We start from the raw sequence: 17,082 nt of genomic DNA, 5'->3' as shown, positions 1-17,082 counted from the left end.
GTCCCGGAAACCCCTGTAGCCTTCGCCATTTCGCTGCTTCGTTGCCAAATCGACGCGCGGAAGCGTCTATGGCACAGGAGCCCGTCGAAACGGCGACCCTAGAGCACGTCCACGCCGTCGAGCCGCACCTGGACCGGGTCGTCAGTGCGCTTGGCTGCTGCGGCGGCCTTGACCGCGCGCAGGGCCTTGGTGGCCTCGGTGGCTTCCGCGTACGGGATGAACAGCAGCGTCCGGACCTCCTCGCCGCCGTGCCGCTCCGCACCGGCACCCGGCTTCGATGCTCCGGACCCCGCTCCGGGCAGCGGTGCCGGCCCGGCCGCGCGCAGCACGATGGCCTGTTTCGCCAGCGCGTGCCCTACGGCATCGGTGAAGTGCCCGACGGCGGTGCGGGCGCCGGTGACGGACGCGATCCGGACCGCGGGCGGCAGCGACAGCTCTTTCCGCAACGCCAGCTCGCGCCCGGCGTACCCTGCCGGGTCCCAGCGCAGCAAGGCACCGACGCCGGCGGCGTCCTCGGCCGTGATGACCACGAGCCCGCCGTCCGAAGCCGGCCGGACCAGTGCGGCGGCGTTGAACCAGCGCCGGACGGCATCCTCGCCCGCCCGGAGGTTTTCCCGGCGCAGCAGGGAGTCGCCATCGAGCAGCAGCGCCGCCGCGTAACCGCCTGCTGCCACCGGTTCGGCGCCGACCGTCGCAACCACAAGGGCCTTGCTGTCAGGGACAGTGGCCAGGACGCGGTCTCCGGAGGAGGTAATGACGGGTTTTCCCGGAAAGGCCCGGCCCAGTTCCTCCGCCGTCCGCAGCGCTCCGGTGGCGCCCCGCCGGAGCCGGACGCCGTGGCAATGCACGCAGTGCCAGTTCGGGGAGACGGCGGAGCACCAGCGGCACGCGGGCACCGCGGCGCTGCCGCCAGGCCCGGAAATTGCCATCGGGCCATTACAGGCGGTGCAGCGTGCCGGCTCCCGGCAGCGTTCGCAGGCCAGCGACGGCGCGTACCCGGCCCGTGCGACCTGGACCAGGACGGGACCGCGTTCTAGGCCCTCCTTCGCTGCGCGCCAGGCCGCGCCGGGCAGCCGCGCGATCCGCGCCAGCGGGTCCCGCTCCTGTTCAAAGCTGTCGGCGGTGTTCACGACGCGTGGGACGGTCCGGCGCATTACCGAGCGGTCCGCCTCGACCGGCCAGGCCCACCCGGACTCCACCAGCCGTTGCGACTCCGTGCTCCGGGCGTGCCCGGCCAGCAGGCACGCGGCACCTTCGTGCGCCGCCCGGAGCAGCAGGACTTCACGGGCATGCGCGTACGGGGAACGCTGCTCAATGTGCAGGTCGTCTCCGTCGTCCCAGCACACCACCAGGCCGAGGTTCTGCACCGGCGCGTAGGCGGCGGAGCGGGTCCCCACGGCCACCCCCGCGGCGCCACTGAGGATGCGAAGGAAGCTGCGGTAGCGCGGGGTCTGGCCGTCGTCGGCGGTGAGTCGGGCGACGTCGCCGGCCGGCAGCAGCTCCAGCAGGGCTGCCTCGGCCCGGTCCAGGTCGCGGTAATCGGGCACCACCACGACGGCGCCGCGGCCGGAGCGGCGGACGGCGGCCACGGCCTCGGCAAGCAGCCGCGGCCAGCCGCCGGGGCCGAACCCCTGCAGGGCGCTCAGCGCGGCGCGGGGCGACTCCCCCGCGCCCAGGTGTTGCAGGAACGCCGGGCCGTTGTGGTATCCGTCCCAGCCGGAGGTCGCGGCTTCAGACGGCGCGTCGGGAGCGCCGGCGGCAGGGGCTGCGGCGAAGAGTGCGGGGTCCAACAGGCCGCCGGGCGCAAACTCCTTTTCCAGTTTGGCCATCCGCGGCGGGACGGCGACCCGGAGCACGTCGCTGACCGTGCCGGCGTAGCGCGCCGCCACCCTGCCGGCAAGGTCGGCCACCGCGGGCGTGAGCACCGGCACCGGGGACACAACCTTGTACAGCGGCACCAGGGGGTGGCCGGCGTCGGACTCGGCGGCGCGTTCGAGCAGATAGCCGCTGAGTTCCTGGCCGCTGAACTTCACCCGGACCCTGACGCCGGGCCGGGCGGCCGCGTCGAGCTCCGCGGGCACGCTGTAGTCGAACGGCCGGTCCAGGTGCGGGAGGGATGACTCGAGCTGCACCCGGGCCACCGGGAGGTCCGCGGCGAGGGCCGGTCCGGCCGCGGCGGCGGAGGCGGGGAAACCGTGCAGCAGCGAGAGCTGCTGCGGCTCTTCCGGGGCGCCGCTTCGGGCTGGGGTCATGGCGCCTGTCTCCCTTCGACGGCTGGTCCGGTCATGAACTTTAAGAAAAGTAGCCAGGCCGCCGTTCGGCGGCCTGGCTACAGCACATCACAGGGCTGTGACATTCGAAAAAACAGGCTAGGTCAGTCACCACGCTGGACACACGGCCCTGCCGGAGCTTAGGCGTTGAAGTAGGCCTTCAGCTCGTCGACCCGATCGAGGCGTTCCCAAGTGAAGTCGGGCTCGTCGCGGCCGAAGTGGCCGTGGGCGGCCGTCCTAGCGTAGATCGGGCGCTTCAGGTCGAGCGCGTCGATGATGGCGCGCGGGCGCAGGTCGAAAATCTCGGCGATGGCAGCGCTAATCCTGGCCGGATCCACGGTTTCGGTCCCGAAGGTTTCCACGTAGGTGCCGACGGGGCGGGCCTGGCCGATCGCGTAGGCGATCTGGATTTCGGCGCGCTTCGCGAGTCCTGCGGCCACAACGTTCTTGGCGACCCAGCGCATCGCGTAAGCGGCCGAGCGGTCCACCTTCGACGGGTCCTTGCCGGAGAAGGCGCCGCCGCCGTGCCGGGCCATGCCGCCGTAGGTGTCGACGATGATCTTGCGGCCGGTCAGGCCGGCATCGCCCACCGGGCCGCCGATCACGAATGCGCCGGCCGGGTTGAGGATGTTCCGGGAGCGGGAGGTGTCCAGGTTGGACAGCGCCATAACCGGGTTGACCACGTGTTCGGCGAGGTCGGCCCGGAGCTGGTCGAGGCTGGCGCCTTCGGCGTGCTGGCTGGAGATGACGACCGTTTCGACCGAGACCGGGCGGTCGCCGTCGTAGCCTACGGTGACCTGGGTCTTGCCGTCGGGGCGCAGGTACTCGAGCAGGCCGGACTTGCGGACCTCGGTGAGGCGCTCGGACAGCCGGTGCGCGAGCCAGATCGGGACCGGCATGTAGGAGGGGGTTTCGTCGCTGGCATAGCCGAACATCAGGCCCTGGTCCCCGGCGCCCTGCAGGTCGTAGTCGTCCTCCTGGCGGCCTTCGCGCGCTTCGAGGGAGTTGAACACACCGCCGGCGATGTCGTTGGACTGCTGGCCGATGGAGACGGACACGCCGCAGCGGGCGCCGTCGAAGCCGTTCGCGGAGGAGTCGTAGCCGATCCCAAGGATGGTCTCACGGACGATCTGCGGGATCTCCACGTAGGCGTCCGTGGTGACCTCACCGGCGACGTGGACCAGGCCGGTGGTCGCCAGGGTTTCCACGGCGACGCGGGACTCGGGGTCCTTGGTCAGCAGGGCGTCGAGAATCGCATCGCTGATCTGGTCACAGATCTTGTCGGGGTGACCCTCGGTCACCGACTCGGACGTGAAGAGCCGGAGCGAGGCCGGCGTGGATCCGTGGAAGTCTGGGATGTGCAGCGGTAAAGTCACTCAACTACCTTACTGGTTGGGAAACGGACGTCCGGCGGCGTGTGTCCCCCTGCTAAGGAGACGTTGCTTACGCCAGCGCTTAAGCGGGCGGGACAACCCGGCTCAACTCGGCGCTGACGCGGTCGATCACGGCAGCCGCGACGTCGGATTTGGAACCCGACGCCTCTTGGGGTTCGGAGCCGGTGCGCGAAAGGATGACTACGGCGTTGGTGTCCTCGCCGAACACCTTGTCCTGGCCCACGTGGTTGACCACCAGCAGGTCGCAGGCCTTGCGGCGCAGCTTGGCGGCCGCGTACTCCAGGACGTCTCCGTCGGCGTCGCCGGTCTCGGCCGCGAAGCCCACGATCAGCTGGTTCCGGGAGGCGGCGTCGCGGACCTCGACCAACTCGCGGAGGATGTCCGGGTTGCGCAACAGGGTAATCACCGGGTCGGCGGTGTCGTCCCGCTTCTTGATTTTGGTGCCGGAGACGTCGGCGGGGCGGAAGTCCGCGACCGCGGCGGCCATGATGACGACGTCGGAGTCCGCCGCGGCATGCAGGGCGGCCTCGCGAAGTTCCAACGCGGTTTCGACCTGCACGACCTCGACGCCGGCGGGCGCCGGGACGTCCATGTGGGCCGCCAGCAGCCGGACCCGGGCACCGGCCTCCCGGGCCGCGACGGCGAGGGCCACGCCCTGCTTGCCGGAGGACCGGTTGCCGAGGAACCGGACCGGGTCGAGGGGTTCGCGGGTGCCGCCGGCGCTGATCGTCACGGTGAGACCGGCCAGCGGCCGGCCCGCGGAAGGTGCGGCGGTCATTTCCGGCGCTGTCAGGTCCGACGTCGTCAGCTCGGGTGCGTTGGGGACTGCGGGGGCGCCGGCCAGGGCCAGCGCGGCGGCGAAGATCGCCTCCGGTTCGGGCAGCCGACCGGGGCCGGAATCCGCCCCGGTCAGCCGGCCGGTGGCCGGCTCCAGCACGGTAATGCCCCGGCTGCGCAGGGTTTCCACATTGGCCTGGGTGGCCGGGTGGCGCCACATTTCTGTGTGCATGGCCGGGGCCATCAGGACCGGCCCCCCCGCCATCAGCAGCGTGTTGGTGAGCAGGTCGTTGGCCTGGCCGGCGGCGGCGCGGGCCAGCAGGTCGGCGGTGGCCGGGGCGACGACGATCAGCTCCGCCTCGTGGCCGAGCCGGACGTGGTTGACGGTGTGTACCTCGTCGAAGACGCTGTTGCTGACCGGATGGCCGGACAGGGCCTCCCACGTGGCCACGCCGACGAACCGGGTCGCGGCCTCGGTGGGGATGACTGTGACGTCATGGCCGGCTTCAGTAAAAAGCCGGAGGAGCGATGCCACCTTGTAGGCGGCAATCCCTCCCCCGACTCCGAGGACTATGCGCACGTGACCTCCGTCAAGTAGCAGAGTAATTACTCTGCGGCGGCCTCGATCGGCGTGGAAACGAGCTTGCCTTCGTTGATTTCGCGCAGGGCGATGGACAGCGACTTCTCGTTCAGCTTGGTGTCGACCAGCGGGCCGACGTACTCGAACAGGCCCTCGTGCAGCTGGGCGTAGTAGGCGTTGATCTGCCGGGCGCGCTTGGCACCGAAAATCACCAGTCCGTACTTCGAATCGGCGGCCTTCAGCAGCTCGTCGATCGGCGGGTTGATGATGCCTTCAAGGTTCGTGGACACGAATTCTCCAAATTCTAACGGGCCAATCCGACCCTGCGTTTAGTGCGGGTGCGGCGTAAGCCCCATGAGTGAAACAAGCTCATCCGCTGCCCGACGTACGTCATCATTGATGACCGTGTGATCGAACTCCGGTTCAGCGGCTAGTTCTACTTTACCGGTTTCCAGCCGCCGCTGCTGTTCTTCGGCGGATTCCGTGCCGCGCCCCACCAGCCGACGGACCAATTCTTCCCAGCTGGGCGGGGCGAGGAAGACGAACTGCGCGTCCGGCACGGCCTTCTTCACCTGGCGTGCGCCCTGCAGGTCAATCTCCAACAGCACCGACCGGCCCTCGGCAATCGCCGCGTCGACCGTGCTCTTCAGCGTGCCGTAGGTGTTCTGCCCGTGCACCACGGCCCACTCCAGCAGTTCCCCGGCCGCGACGAGGGCGTCGAACTCTTCCTTGGACTTGAAGTAGTAGTGCACCCCGTCGATTTCGCCCGGCCGCGGCGGACGTGTGGTTGCCGACACGGAAAGCCAGACTTCGGGATAGTTGTCCCGGATGTAGGTGGACACGGTGCCTTTGCCGACCGCCGTCGGGCCGGCGAGGACTGTCAGTCCGGGTTTCTTGCTCACGTATTCCTTTGGGCGGTGGTGGAAGCTCGGCGGGCCGGGCTATTTCTCGTCTATAAAATCTACCAGCGCCCGGCGCTGGTGGATTCCCAGGCCCCGCACCCGCCGGGAGGCCGCGATGCCGAGCCGGTCCATAATGGCGGCGGCCCGCACCTGCCCGATGCCCGGCAGCGCCTCCAGCAGCTCGACGACGCGCATCCGGGCGATCGCCTCGTCCGTCTCCCCCGCGCTGAGCAGCTCGGCAATGGACAGCTCCCCCGTCTTCAGCCGTTCTTTCGCCGCAGCCCGGACCGACCGGGCCGCGGCGGCCTTGTGCAGGGCATCGGCACGCTCCTGCGGCGTGAGGGGTCGCAAGCTCACTGAGGTCCTCCCTGCGTAGTCGGACGGCCCAAACAAACGAGGCGCCCGGGCGAACCGTACAGCACCCCGGCTGTGACCACGGACTTCTCCTGAACCTACCTTCTGGGAGATGCTGAAATCAATGGACGGTTGCCCCGGACCGGGCCTGTCCGAAGGGAAGCTCCCGCGCGGGGCTCAGGCCGTGACCCGGCGGCGATGCGACTGCGGGCATTTGCCAAGAATGGCCGGAATGCCACATCCATGGCGGCCATCTGCGACCAATCGGCGCAGCTAACCCCCAGGGCCCGCCCACGGGCGGGTTCCCGCAGAGGCGGGAAGGGCTACGCAGTGCGGAGCTCCTCAAGGGTGCGCTGCGCGGCGTCCCGCAGGTCCTGGATCCGCGGGCCGGCAGCCAGGATGTCCCGGCTGGAGGTGCCGAGCACCTGGCCGTAGGCACTCCCGAAGGTCCGGCGCAGGTCCGCCGCGGTGGCGCCCTGCGCGCCAAGGCCCGGGGCCAGGATCGGGCCGCGGACCGCGGCGAGGTCCAGGCCAAGGTCCGTCAGGGCCGAACCGACGGTCGCGCCGACCACGAGGCCCACGGAACCGAGGTCCCCGGCATCCTGGTCAACGCCGTACCGCCGGTTCTCCGCGGCGGCGGCCCGGGCAATCCGCCGGGCCACGGAGTCCGCGCCGCCGACGTGCTGCACGGACGCCCCCTCGGGGTTGGAGGTCAGGGCCAGGACGAACACACCGCGCCCGGCCTCGGCCGCAAGGTCCAGCGCGGGACGCAACGACTCGAAGCCCAGGTACGGGCTGAGCGTCACCGAGTCCGCAGCCAGGGCGGAACCGTCCCGCAGCCACGCGTCCGCGTAGGCGGCCATGGTGGAGCCGATGTCGCCGCGCTTGGCATCGGCGATGCTGAGCACACCGGCCTCCGCGCACGCCGCCAGCACCCGTTCCAGCACGGCCATGCCGGCCGAGCCGTGCCGCTCATAGAGCGCCACCTGCGGCTTCACGGCGGCGGCCAGGGAGCCGACGGCGTTGAGAACGGTGAGCGAGAAGCGCTCCAGCCCGGCGGCGTCGTCGTTCAGGCCCCAGCCCTGCAGCAGCGCCGGGTGCGGGTCGATGCCCACGCAGAGCGGGCCGCGCCCGGCCATGGCCCGGCCCAGCCGGGAGCCAAAGGACTCCCGGCCGGCCGTGTCAGCGGTGCCGGCCTCAGGCATTCGCCTTCGCTTCCTGCGCGACCCGCTCCTGCGAAGCAGCCAGGGCCGCGGCGTGCTCCTGCAGGCTCGTGACGGACCACTCGTAGGTCCGCATCGCCTCGATGGCCTGGACGGCGGCGTTGAACTCGGCCACCGTGGTGATGCAGGGGATGCCGATCGACGTGGCGGCGGCGCGGATTTCGTAGCCGTCGCCGCGGGCCTCGCCGCCGGACGGGGTGTTGAAGACCATGTCGATCTCGCCTGCGACGATCAGGTCCGCGATGGTACCCTCGCCCTCGGCGCTGGACCCCTCGGCGACCTTGCGAACCGTGGTGGCCTGCAGGCCGTTGCGGCGCAGCACGTCGGCGGTGCCGCCGGTGGAGACGATCTCGAACCCCAGGTCCGAGAGCCGCTTGACGGCCATGATGACGGCACGCTTGTCCCGGTTCGCGACCGAAACGAAGACCTTGCCCTCGGTGGGCAGCGCATTGTTGGCCGCGGCCTGGCTCTTGGCGAAGGCGGTGTCGAAGTGCTTGTCGATGCCCATGACCTCGCCGGTGGAGCGCATTTCCGGGCCCAGCAGCGAGTCGACGACCTTGCCCTCGAGGGTGCGGAAGCGGCTGAAGGGCAGCACCGCTTCCTTGACCGCCACCGGGGCGTCCAGCGGCAGCGTGGAGCCGTCCCCGGTCTCTGGCAGCATCTTGTAAGCGCTGCGGAGCTGGTTGATGGTGACGCCGGTGCCGATCAGGGCCGCGGCCTTGGCCATCTGCACGCCCGTGGCCTTGGAGACGAACGGCACGGTGCGGGAGGCACGCGGGTTGGCTTCGAGCACGTAGAGCACGTCGGAGGCCAGCGCGAACTGGATGTTGATCAAGCCGCGCACCCCGACGCCTTCGGCGATGGCCTGCGTGGCGGTCCGGACCCGGTCGATGACGTTGTTGCCCAGGGTGATGGGCGGCAGCACGCAGGCGGAGTCACCGGAGTGGATGCCTGCTTCCTCGATGTGCTCCATGATGCCGCCAAGGTATAGGTCCTTGCCGTCGTAGAGGGCGTCGACGTCGATCTCGACGGCGTCTTCGAGGAAACGATCGATCAGGACCGGATGGTCCGGGGTGATTTCGGTGGCGTTAGCGATGTAGCGGGAGAGGTTGGGCTCGTCGTAGACGATCTCCATGCCGCGGCCGCCGAGGACGTACGAGGGCCGGACCAGGACCGGGTAGCCGATCTCATCGGCGATTTTCTTGGCGTCCTCGAAGGAGACGGCGGTGCCGTTCTTCGGGGAGATCAGGCCGGCCTCGTCGAGCACCCGGGAGAAGGCGCCGCGGTGCTCGGCCAGGTCGATCGCCTCCGGGGAGGTGCCGAGGATCGGCACACCGGCGTCGGCGAGCTGCTGGGCGAGCTTGAGCGGGGTCTGGCCGCCGAGCTGGACGAACACGCCCATAACGCCGCCGGTGCGCTCCTCGGCCGCGATGACCTCTAGGACGTCCTCCAGGGTCAGCGGTTCGAAGTAGAGCCGGGTGGAGACGTCGTAGTCGGTGGAGACGGTTTCCGGGTTGCAGTTGACCATCACGGTCTCGTAGCCGGCCTTGCGCAGCGCCATCGAGGCGTGCACGCAGGAGTAGTCGAACTCGATGCCCTGGCCGATCCGGTTCGGCCCGGAGCCAAGGATGATGATGGACGGTTTGGCGTGCAGCGCGACCTCGTCCTCCTCGTCGTAGGACGAGTAGTGGTACGGGGTGTACGCGGCGAACTCGGCGGCGCAGGTGTCCACGGTCTTGTAGACCGGGCGGATGCCCAGGGCCTGCCGGACGCCGCGGACGACAGCCTCGGAGTTGTGCGTCAGGGCACCGATCTGCGCGTCCGAGAAGCCGTGCCGCTTGGCGCGCTGCAGCATCTCCTGGGTGAGGGCATTCGAGTGCCGGATCTCCTGCGAGATTTCGTTGAGCAGCTGGAGCTGGTCCAGGTACCAGGGGTCGATTCCGGTCGCCTCGAACAGCTGCTCCACGGACGCGCCGCCGAGCAGCGCCCGCTGGACCTGGTGCAGGCGTTCGGTGCTGGGGCGCTTGGCCTTCTCGATCAGCTCCGCGACTTCCCACTCCGGGACGGGGCTGAAGTCCAGCTGCGAGCCCTTCTGCTCCAGGGAACGGAGCGCCTTCTGCAGCGCCTCGGTGAAGTTCCGGCCCATCGCCATGGCCTCGCCCACCGATTTCATGGTGGTGGTCAGGGTGGAGTCGGCGGCGGGGAACTTCTCGAAAGCGAAGCGCGGGACCTTGACGACAACGTAGTCCAGCGTCGGTTCGAAGGAGGCCGGGGTCTTCTGCGTGATGTCGTTCGGGATCTCGTCCAGGGTGTAACCGAGCGAGAGTTTGGTGGCGATCTTCGCGATCGCGAATCCGGTGGCCTTGGACGCTAGGGCCGAGGACCGGGAGACGCGGGGGTTCATCTCGATCACGACAACACGGCCGGTGTCCGGTTCGACGGCGAACTGGATGTTGCAGCCGCCGGTGTCGACGCCGACTTCACGGATGACGGCGATCGAGATGTCGCGCAGCCGCTGGTATTCGCGGTCCGTCAGGGTCAGGGCGGGGGCCACGGTGATGGAGTCGCCGGTGTGCACGCCCACCGGGTCGAAGTTTTCGATCGAGCAGACCACCACGACGTTGTCGTTCTTGTCCCGCATCATCTCGAGCTCGTATTCCTTCCAGCCGAGGATGCTCTCTTCGAGCAGCACCTCGGAGGTCGGGCTGTACTGCAGTCCCTGGCCGACGATGCGGCGCAGGTCCCCCTCGTTGTAGGCCAGGCCGGAGCCGAGACCGCCCATCGTGAAGGAGGGCCGAACGACCATCGGGTAGCCCAGGTCCTCGGCGGCGGTGAGGGCCTCGTCCATGGTGTGGATGATGTGGCTGCGCGCGGATTCGGCCCCGCAGCGCTCCACCACGCCCTTGAACTTCTCGCGGTCCTCGCCGAGTTCGATCGCGGCGATGTTGGCGCCGATCAGCTCCACGTTGTACTTCTCCAGCACACCGTTTTTGTCCAGCGCGATTGCCGTGTTCAGCGCAGTCTGCCCGCCCAGGGTGGGCAGGATGGCGTCGGGGCGTTCCTTGGCGATGATCTTCTCGACCACCTCGGGGGTGATCGGTTCGATGTAGGTAGCGTCGGCGAACTCCGGGTCGGTCATGATCGTGGCCGGGTTGGAGTTGACCAGTATGACGCGCAGGCCCTCCTCTTTGAGGACGCGCAGTGCCTGGGTGCCGGAGTAGTCGAACTCGGCCGCCTGGCCGATCACGATCGGGCCGGAACCGATGACCAGGACGCTCTTAAGGTCAGTTCTCTTGGGCATTACTTCTTGTCCTCAGTCTTGGAGTCGGTGGAGGTCTGTGCGTCCGGGGCGGTGTCGGCGCCGGCCTGCTTGGTGTCCGCCATCAGTTCGATGAAGCGGTCGAAGAGGTAAGCGGCGTCGTGCGGGCCGGCAGCCGCTTCGGGGTGGTACTGGACCGAGAAGGCGGGAATGTCCAGGCAGGACAGGCCCTCGACAACGTCGTCGTTGAGGCTCACGTGGCTGACCTCGACGCGGCCAAAGCGCTCTTCCGGGGCCTCTGTGGCGCCCTCGAGCGGGGCGTCGACGGCGAAGCCGTGGTTCTGCGAGGTGATCTCGACCTTGCCGGTGCGGCGGTCCATCACGGGCTGGTTGATGCCGCGGTGGCCGTAGCGGAGCTTGTAGGTGCCGAAGCCCAGCGCCCGGCCCAGGATCTGGTTGCCGAAGCAGATGCCGAAGTAGGGCAGCTTGGCGTCCAGGACCGAACGGAGCAGGTTCACCTGGCTGTCGGCGGTGGCGGGGTCGCCGGGGCCGTTGGACATAAACACGCCGTCGGGGTTGACCGCACGCACGTCCTCGAGCGTTGCGGTGGCGGGCAGGACGTGGACGCGGACGCCGCGTTCGGCGAAGCGGATCGGGGTCATGCGCTTGATGCCGAGGTCGATCGCGGCGATGCTGAACCGGGGCTCGCCCTCCCAGCCCCAGTCGGCCGGCTCGACGGTGTACGCCTCGTCGACGCTGACTTCCTCGGCGAGCCGGGAGCCTTCCATCGGCGCGCTCGCCAGCACGGCGTCCACGAGTTCCTTGTCCGTGGCCGCGGCGGCGTCGCCGGAGAAGATCCCGGCGCGCATGGTCTTGTGCTCGCGCAGGTGCCGGGTAATGGCGCGGGTGTCGACACCCTGGATGCCGACGATGCCCTGGTCGACGAGCTCCTCGTCGAGGGAACGTTCCGAGCGCCAGTTCGACGGCCGGCGGGCGGCGTCGCGGACGATGTAGCCGGCCACCCAGATGCGGCGGGACTCGGCGTCGTCCTTGTTCACACCGGTGTTGCCGATGTGCGGGGCGGTCTGCACCACGAGCTGGCGGGCGTAGGACGGATCGGTGATGGTCTCCTGGTAGCCGGTCATGCCGGTCGCGAAGACCGCTTCGCCGAGTGCGGTGCCGGTGGCGCCGTAGCTGCGGCCGCGGAAGATCCTGCCGTCCTCGAGGACGAGCACGGCCGGGACGGCGGCTGCTGCGTTTTCTGTCATGTTTTCTTCTTCTATCACTGCTGTTTCTGACACTTCGTGGGTTTCCGTCACGTCGTTACTTTCCACTATCGGCTTCTGCCTGAGGGGCTGCGGAGATCAAATCTTGGAGGGTGGCCAGGAGCAGGGCCTTGTCTTCGGCCCGGCGGGTGCGGAACCCGGTGTCGAGTTCCCGGGAGCCGAGCATCCAGCTGAGCACCAGCAGGCCATCCTTTTCGACGAACTTTCCGGCCATGCCGCTCTCCTGCCGGACGCCGGTGAGCCGCGCGGCCGGGATGAAGACGGGCCCGGCGCCGGAGCGGTCGAAGAGCACACCTTCGGGGTGGGCGCTGAGCACGGCGTTGGTGCGGATGCCCAGCTGGTGGACGGCGATCCGGTCCAGCCAGTCCCCGGCGGTGGTGGTGGCGACGTATTGGCCGTCGGCGGCGGCCAGCGGGCCGCCCAGCCCGGCGGGAACCGCGGGCAGGGGTTCAACGTCGGCCTGGCGCCGCAGCCGGTTCCGCCAGCCGAGCCAGATCAGGACCAGCGCGGCGCCGATCAGGACCAGCGTGAACAGCAGGGAGAGTTCCTTGACCATCAGGGGCGGCCCGCCGCCGACGCGGTGTCGGGGGTCTCTGTGCCCTCGGGGAGCCACCGGTACGGGGTGTTGAGTTCGCCGTTCAGGACGGTCGGATGTCCCTTGAAGAAGGTGGCCACCACCTTGCCCGGGAGTTCCCGGCCGGCAAACGGAGAGTTACGGCCCATGGTTGCCATCTTAGAAGGGTCCACTGTCCAGCGCGCAGCCGGGTCCACGAGTGTGACGTTGGCGGGTTCGCCGGCCTCCAGCGGACGGCCCTGGTGCTCGAGCCGGCCGATCGCGGCGGGGGCGGCGGAGGTCATGCGGGCGAAGTCGGCCCAGCCCATCAGCCCGGTTTCAATCATGGTGTGCTGCACCACCGACAGCGCGGTCTCCAGCCCGGTCATGCCCATCGCGGCCTGCGCCCACTCGCATTCCTTATGTTCGCTCGGGTGCGGGGCGTGGTCGGTGCCGACGACGTCGATCGTGCCGTCCGCCAGCGCCGCGCGCAGCGCCTCGACGTCCTCGTCCGTGCGCAGCGGCGGGTTGACCTTGTAGACCGGGTCGTAGCTGCGGACCAGCTCATCGGTCAGCCAGAGGTGGTGCGGGGTGACCTCGGCCGTGACGTTGATGCCGCGGGATTTGGCCCAGCGGATGATTTCCACGGAACCCGCGGTAGAAACGTGGCAGACGTGCAGCCGGGACCCGACGTGCTGGGCGAGCAGCACGTCACGGGCGATGATGCTTTCCTCGGCGACGGCGGGCCAGCCGGTGAGGCCGAGCACCGCGGAGACCACGCCCTCGTTCATCTGCGCGCCGGCGGTGAGCCGCGGTTCCTGCGCGTGCTGGGCGACGACGCCGTCGAACGCCTTGACGTACTCCAGCGCCCGGCGCATCAGCACCGGGTCGCTGACGCAGATCCCGTCGTCGGAGAAGACCCGCACTTTGGCGCGCGAGTCGGCCATGGCGCCGAGTTCGGCGAGTTGCTCGCCGGCCAGGCCGACCGTGACGGCGCCGACCGGGCGGACGTCCACCCAGCCTGCGGCGCGGCCCAGGGTGAGGACCTGTTCGACGACGCCGGCGGTGTCCGCCACCGGGGTGCTGTTGGCCATGGCATGCACGGCCGTGTAGCCGCCCAGGGCGGCGGCGCGGGTGCCGGTCTCGACCGTTTCGGCGTCCTCGCGGCCGGGTTCACGCAGGTGCGTGTGGATGTCCACCATGCCGGGCAGGGCCACGAGGCCGGCGGCTTCAATGACGGTGGCGTTCTCCGCGGTGAGGTCCCGGCCGCGGGCGGCGATGACCCCGTCGCGGATCAGTAGGTCCTCGGCGGGCCCGCCGAGGATCGAGGCTCCCCGGATGAGGTAGGCGCCGGTGCTGCCCGCGTCCTGTTGCTGTGATGCCATCAGTGGCTCTCCTTGGAGTAGGCGGCGGTGGGGGTTGCTGGTTCGCGGGTGTCCCCGGAGAGCAGCAGGTACAAGGCGGCCATCCGGACGGACACGCCGTTGCGCACCTGTGCGAGCACGGTGGAGCGGGGCGAGTCGGCGGCGGCCGAGGAAATTTCCAGCCCGCGGTTCATCGGGCCGGGGTGCATGATGATGGTGTCCTTCAGGCCCAGACTGTCGAGGGCGCGGAGCCGGTTGTCGTCGAAGCCCCAGCGCCGCGAGTATTCGCGGGTGGTCGGGAAGAACGAGGCGTTCATCCGCTCGCCCTGCACGCGGAGCATCATCATCGCGTCCACGCCCCGGGCGAGGGTTTCGTCGAGGTCGTAGCTGATGGTGCACGGCCACTGTTCGACGCCGACAGGCAGCAGGGTGGGCGGCGCGACGAGCGTGACCTCGGCGCCAAGGGTGCGCAGCAGCCAGACGTTGGAACGGGCGACCCGGGAGTGCAGGACGTCCCCGGCGATCGCGACGCGCATGCCTGCCAGGTCGGCCCCGGCGGACGGGGCGCCGGCCAGTTTGGACCAGTGCCGGCGCATGGTGAACGCATCCAGCAGGGCCTGGGTGGGGTGTTCGTGGGTGCCGTCGCCGGCGTTGATCACGGCGGCGTCGATCCAGTCCGTCGCGGCCAGCCGGTGCGGGGCGCCGGAGGCCCAGTGCCGGATCACGACGGCGTCGGCCCCCATCGCGGCCAGCGTCTGGGCGGTGTCCTTCAGCGACTCCCCCTTGGAAACGGAGGAACCCTTGGCAGCGAAGTTGATGACGTCCGCCGAGAGCCGCTTGGCGGCCGCCTCGAAGGAGATGCGGGTCCGCGTGGAGTCCTCGAAGAACAGGTTCACCACGGTGCGGCCGCGCAGCGCCGGGAGCTTCTTGACCTCACGCTCGCCCACCGCGGCCATTTCTTCGGCGGTGTCGAGGATGCGGATGGCGTTGGCGTAGTTGAGGTCTTCGGTGGAGAGCAGGTGCCTCATGCGGTGGCCTCGATGACGACTTCATTGACGGCGCCGCCGTCGGCGGAATCGGTTTCCTCGAGCCGGACGCGGACCTTTTCCGCGGAGGAAGTGGGAAGGTTTTTGCCGACATGGTCGGCGCGGATCGGCAGCTCCCGGTGGCCACGGTCGATCAGGACGGCGAGGCGGACGATCCGGGGCCGGCCGAGGTCGATGATCGCGTCCAGCGCGGCGCGGATGGTTCGCCCCGAGTACAGGACGTCGTCGATTAGGACCACGACTTTGTTGTCGATGCCGGTGCGGGGCAGCTGGGTGGGGTACGGCGGCCGGGTCGGCTGGTGCGAGAGGTCGTCACGGAACATGGTCACATCCAGCTGGCCGACGATCGCGGCGGGGTCCACGGTGGGGTCGGCGGCGGCGATTTTTGCGGCGAGCCGCACGGCAAGCGGGTAACCCCGCCGCGGGATGCCCAGTAGGACCAGGTCCTGGGAGCCCTTGTTGGACTCGAGAATCTCATGGGCGATACGAGTGAGTGCACGGTCGATGTCAGCCTGGTTGAGGACAACCCTGCTGAGCTGGACCTTGGCCGGAACCGGTGCTTCTGGAACAGAAGTCAACGCTCGTCTCCCCTTTCCCCGCCTCACGGGACGGAATTAAAAAAGGATCATTTGCTCTTTCAAATTACCACACGGGCAGCCGCCGCCCGGCGCCGGGAAGGGCGGCGTGCGTCACATCCGCGGCCCGCATCCCGGCCTCGTCCGGGGCCTCGTCTTGGGCCGCGCGGCACCCGCGCCCTAGGCTCGTGCCATGACAAGCTTCGATCCCCCGCCCGGCCGGCAGGGTCCGCCCGGCCAGAGCCCGCAGCAGGCCAACCCCAGCTGGCTGGGCCAGGTCCGGCCGCAGTTTTACCGGCCTGCGCCGGGTCCGGGCCACGCGCCGGCCGGCGGCCCGTCCGGGCAGCCGGTCCTGCCGCCGGCGTCTACGGCGCCGCGGGCCGGCGCCTCGACCGGTGTGGCGGTGCTGGTGCTGGGCGGCGGTGTCCTCGCCTTCGTGAGCCTGTTCCTGGTGCTGCCCTTTCTGCTGGAGAACACCGGTCCCGGCGGTTTCGTGGTGGGGTTCATCGCCTCGCTGTTGCCGCTGGGCTCGGTGCTGCTGGCGGTCCGCTACATTGACCGCTGGGAGCCCGAGCCGAAGCGGCTGCTGTTTTTCGCCTTCGCCTGGGGCGCGCTGGTCTCGGTGGCCGTCACGATGCTGCTCCAGCCGTTCTTTTCGCTCGCCGCGGGCCCGGCGTCCGGATTGGACTACCGGACCTTTGCCGTGACCGTCCAGGCTCCGGTCGTGGAGGAGTTCGCGAAGTCGCTGGGCCTGTTGCTGCTGCTGGTCTTCGCCCGGAAGCAGTTCGACGGTCCGGTCGACGGCGTCGTTTTTGCGTTCACCATTGCCGGCGGCTTCGCCTTCACCGAGAACATCCTGTACTTCGGCCGGGCCATCGCGGAGTCCAGCACCCCGGGTACGGACCTGGCCGTCGTGTTCTTCTTGCGCGGGGTGATGTCACCGTTCGCCCACGCCATCTTCACCGGCACCACCGGGCTCATCCTGGGCTTCGCGGCGCGGCGCTGGCACAACGGCCTGACGCTGCTCGCTTTCCCGGTGGGCCTGGTCCCTGCCATGGTCCTGCACAGCGGCTGGAACTCGATGGGTCAGGATTTCCTGGCGCAGTACATCCTGGTCCAGGTGCCGATCTTCCTGCTGGCCGTCCTGGTGGTGGTGCTGCTGCGCGTTGCCGAGCGCCGGCTGACCCGGCAACGGCTTCAGGAGTACGCGGCGGCGGGCTGGTTCACCGGCCAGGAGGTGGCAATGCTGGCCACCCCGGCAGGGCGCCGCGGGGCGAAGCGCTGGGCCCGGTCAATCGGCCGGGCCGCGGAAATGAACGCGTTCCTGCACGCCGCCACCCGGCTGGCCTTCACCCGCCAGCGGATCCTCAGCGGCCGGGACGTTGCGGCGCACCAGCTCGACGAGCGGCACCAGCTGGATGAGGTCCGGGCCCTGCGCAAGGCCCTGCTGCGCTGAGTGTTTCGAGCCTGACCTCTTCGGACCCTCCCGCCCCGGAGCC

14 protein-coding genes are annotated in these 17,082 nt (G+C 69.5%); 1 reads left to right on the top strand and 13 read right to left on the bottom strand.

Annotated elements, in window-relative coordinates; genetic code table 11:
- Positions 1-98: 98 nt before the first annotated feature.
- The 13 genes from E7Y32_RS13115 to pyrR all read right to left on the bottom strand — a co-directional run bounded on the left by E7Y32_RS13115 (position 99) and on the right by pyrR (position 15,586).
- Complete coding sequence (locus E7Y32_RS13115) at positions 99-2,252, bottom strand: primosomal protein N' (RefSeq protein ID WP_146337485.1); 2,154 nt, start codon at positions 2,250-2,252, stop codon at positions 99-101.
- A gap of 158 nt (positions 2,253-2,410) precedes the next feature.
- Positions 2,411-3,646: a methionine adenosyltransferase gene (gene metK / locus E7Y32_RS13110; protein ID WP_146337484.1), complete on the bottom strand. Its 1,236-nt coding sequence runs from the start codon at positions 3,644-3,646 to the stop codon at positions 2,411-2,413.
- Positions 3,647-3,725: 79 nt separating this feature from the next.
- On the bottom strand, positions 3,726-5,021 hold the full coding sequence (locus E7Y32_RS13105) for a phosphopantothenate--cysteine ligase family flavoprotein (protein ID WP_146337483.1): 1,296 nt from the start codon (positions 5,019-5,021) through the stop codon (positions 3,726-3,728).
- Positions 5,022-5,047: 26 nt separating this feature from the next.
- Entirely contained in the window at positions 5,048-5,311 is a 264-nt protein-coding gene (gene rpoZ / locus E7Y32_RS13100) for a DNA-directed RNA polymerase subunit omega (protein ID WP_138769242.1), read from the bottom strand.
- 39 nt (positions 5,312-5,350) lie between these two features.
- Entirely contained in the window at positions 5,351-5,923 is a 573-nt protein-coding gene (gmk, locus tag E7Y32_RS13095; protein ID WP_138769241.1) for a guanylate kinase, read from the bottom strand.
- A 39-nt stretch (positions 5,924-5,962) separates the two neighbouring features.
- A complete protein-coding gene (gene mihF / locus E7Y32_RS13090) occupies positions 5,963-6,280 on the bottom strand; it encodes an integration host factor, actinobacterial type (RefSeq protein WP_146337482.1) in 318 nt (105 codons plus the stop codon).
- Between the two features lie 320 nt (positions 6,281-6,600).
- Positions 6,601-7,482: an orotidine-5'-phosphate decarboxylase gene (gene pyrF / locus E7Y32_RS13085; RefSeq protein WP_146337481.1), complete on the bottom strand. Its 882-nt coding sequence runs from the start codon at positions 7,480-7,482 to the stop codon at positions 6,601-6,603.
- Positions 7,475-10,801, bottom strand: a complete 3,327-nt coding sequence (gene carB, locus E7Y32_RS13080; RefSeq protein ID WP_146337480.1) for a carbamoyl-phosphate synthase large subunit — start codon at positions 10,799-10,801, stop codon at positions 7,475-7,477. The genes pyrF and carB overlap by 8 nt, the downstream gene beginning before the upstream one ends.
- Positions 10,801-12,027, bottom strand: coding sequence for a glutamine-hydrolyzing carbamoyl-phosphate synthase small subunit (carA, locus tag E7Y32_RS13075; protein WP_146337479.1), 1,227 nt, complete (start codon positions 12,025-12,027; stop codon positions 10,801-10,803). The genes carB and carA overlap by 1 nt, the downstream gene beginning before the upstream one ends.
- A gap of 55 nt (positions 12,028-12,082) precedes the next feature.
- Positions 12,083-12,601, bottom strand: coding sequence for a hypothetical protein (locus E7Y32_RS13070; protein ID WP_146337478.1), 519 nt, complete (start codon positions 12,599-12,601; stop codon positions 12,083-12,085).
- Positions 12,601-13,983 carry a dihydroorotase gene (locus E7Y32_RS13065; protein WP_146337477.1) on the bottom strand — a complete coding sequence of 461 codons (1,383 nt, stop codon included), beginning with the start codon at positions 13,981-13,983 and terminating at the stop codon, positions 12,601-12,603. Before E7Y32_RS13065 ends, E7Y32_RS13070 begins: the two co-directional genes overlap by 1 nt.
- The gene (locus tag E7Y32_RS13060) at positions 13,983-14,990 is read right to left on the bottom strand and encodes an aspartate carbamoyltransferase catalytic subunit (RefSeq protein WP_146337476.1); all 1,008 of its coding nucleotides are present in this window, start codon (positions 14,988-14,990) and stop codon (positions 13,983-13,985) included. Before E7Y32_RS13060 ends, E7Y32_RS13065 begins: the two co-directional genes overlap by 1 nt.
- Complete coding sequence (gene pyrR, locus E7Y32_RS13055) at positions 14,987-15,586, bottom strand: bifunctional pyr operon transcriptional regulator/uracil phosphoribosyltransferase PyrR (RefSeq protein WP_146337475.1); 600 nt, start codon at positions 15,584-15,586, stop codon at positions 14,987-14,989. Before pyrR ends, E7Y32_RS13060 begins: the two co-directional genes overlap by 4 nt.
- 190 nt (positions 15,587-15,776) lie before the next feature.
- Between pyrR and E7Y32_RS13050 the strand changes: the two genes are divergently transcribed.
- A complete protein-coding gene (locus E7Y32_RS13050; protein WP_146337474.1) occupies positions 15,777-17,039 on the top strand; it encodes a PrsW family intramembrane metalloprotease in 1,263 nt (420 codons plus the stop codon).
- The last annotated feature ends 43 nt before the right edge of the window (positions 17,040-17,082 follow it).

It is taken from the genome of Arthrobacter sp. UKPF54-2, assembly GCF_007858535.1.
Taxonomy (GTDB): Bacteria; Actinomycetota; Actinomycetes; order Actinomycetales; family Micrococcaceae; genus Arthrobacter.
The sequence above is the reverse complement of the archived record's forward strand: the minus strand, read 5'-3'. Positions and strand labels throughout refer to the sequence as shown.

Excerpts from the sequence above, each read along its gene's own strand:
- E7Y32_RS13115 (WP_146337485.1), bottom strand. The coding sequence starts at position 2,252 with ATGACCCCAGCCCGAAGCGGCGCCCCGGAAGAGCCGCAGCAGCTCTCG.
- pyrF (WP_146337481.1), bottom strand. The coding sequence starts at position 7,482 with ATGCCTGAGGCCGGCACCGCTGACACGGCCGGCCGGGAGTCCTTTGGC.
- carB (WP_146337480.1), bottom strand. The coding sequence starts at position 10,801 with ATGCCCAAGAGAACTGACCTTAAGAGCGTCCTGGTCATCGGTTCCGGC.
- carA (WP_146337479.1), bottom strand. The coding sequence starts at position 12,027 with ATGACAGAAAACGCAGCAGCCGCCGTCCCGGCCGTGCTCGTCCTCGAG.
- E7Y32_RS13070 (WP_146337478.1), bottom strand. The coding sequence starts at position 12,601 with ATGGTCAAGGAACTCTCCCTGCTGTTCACGCTGGTCCTGATCGGCGCC.
- E7Y32_RS13065 (WP_146337477.1), bottom strand. The coding sequence starts at position 13,983 with ATGGCATCACAGCAACAGGACGCGGGCAGCACCGGCGCCTACCTCATC.
- E7Y32_RS13060 (WP_146337476.1), bottom strand. The coding sequence starts at position 14,990 with ATGAGGCACCTGCTCTCCACCGAAGACCTCAACTACGCCAACGCCATC.
- E7Y32_RS13050 (WP_146337474.1), top strand. The coding sequence starts at position 15,777 with ATGACAAGCTTCGATCCCCCGCCCGGCCGGCAGGGTCCGCCCGGCCAG.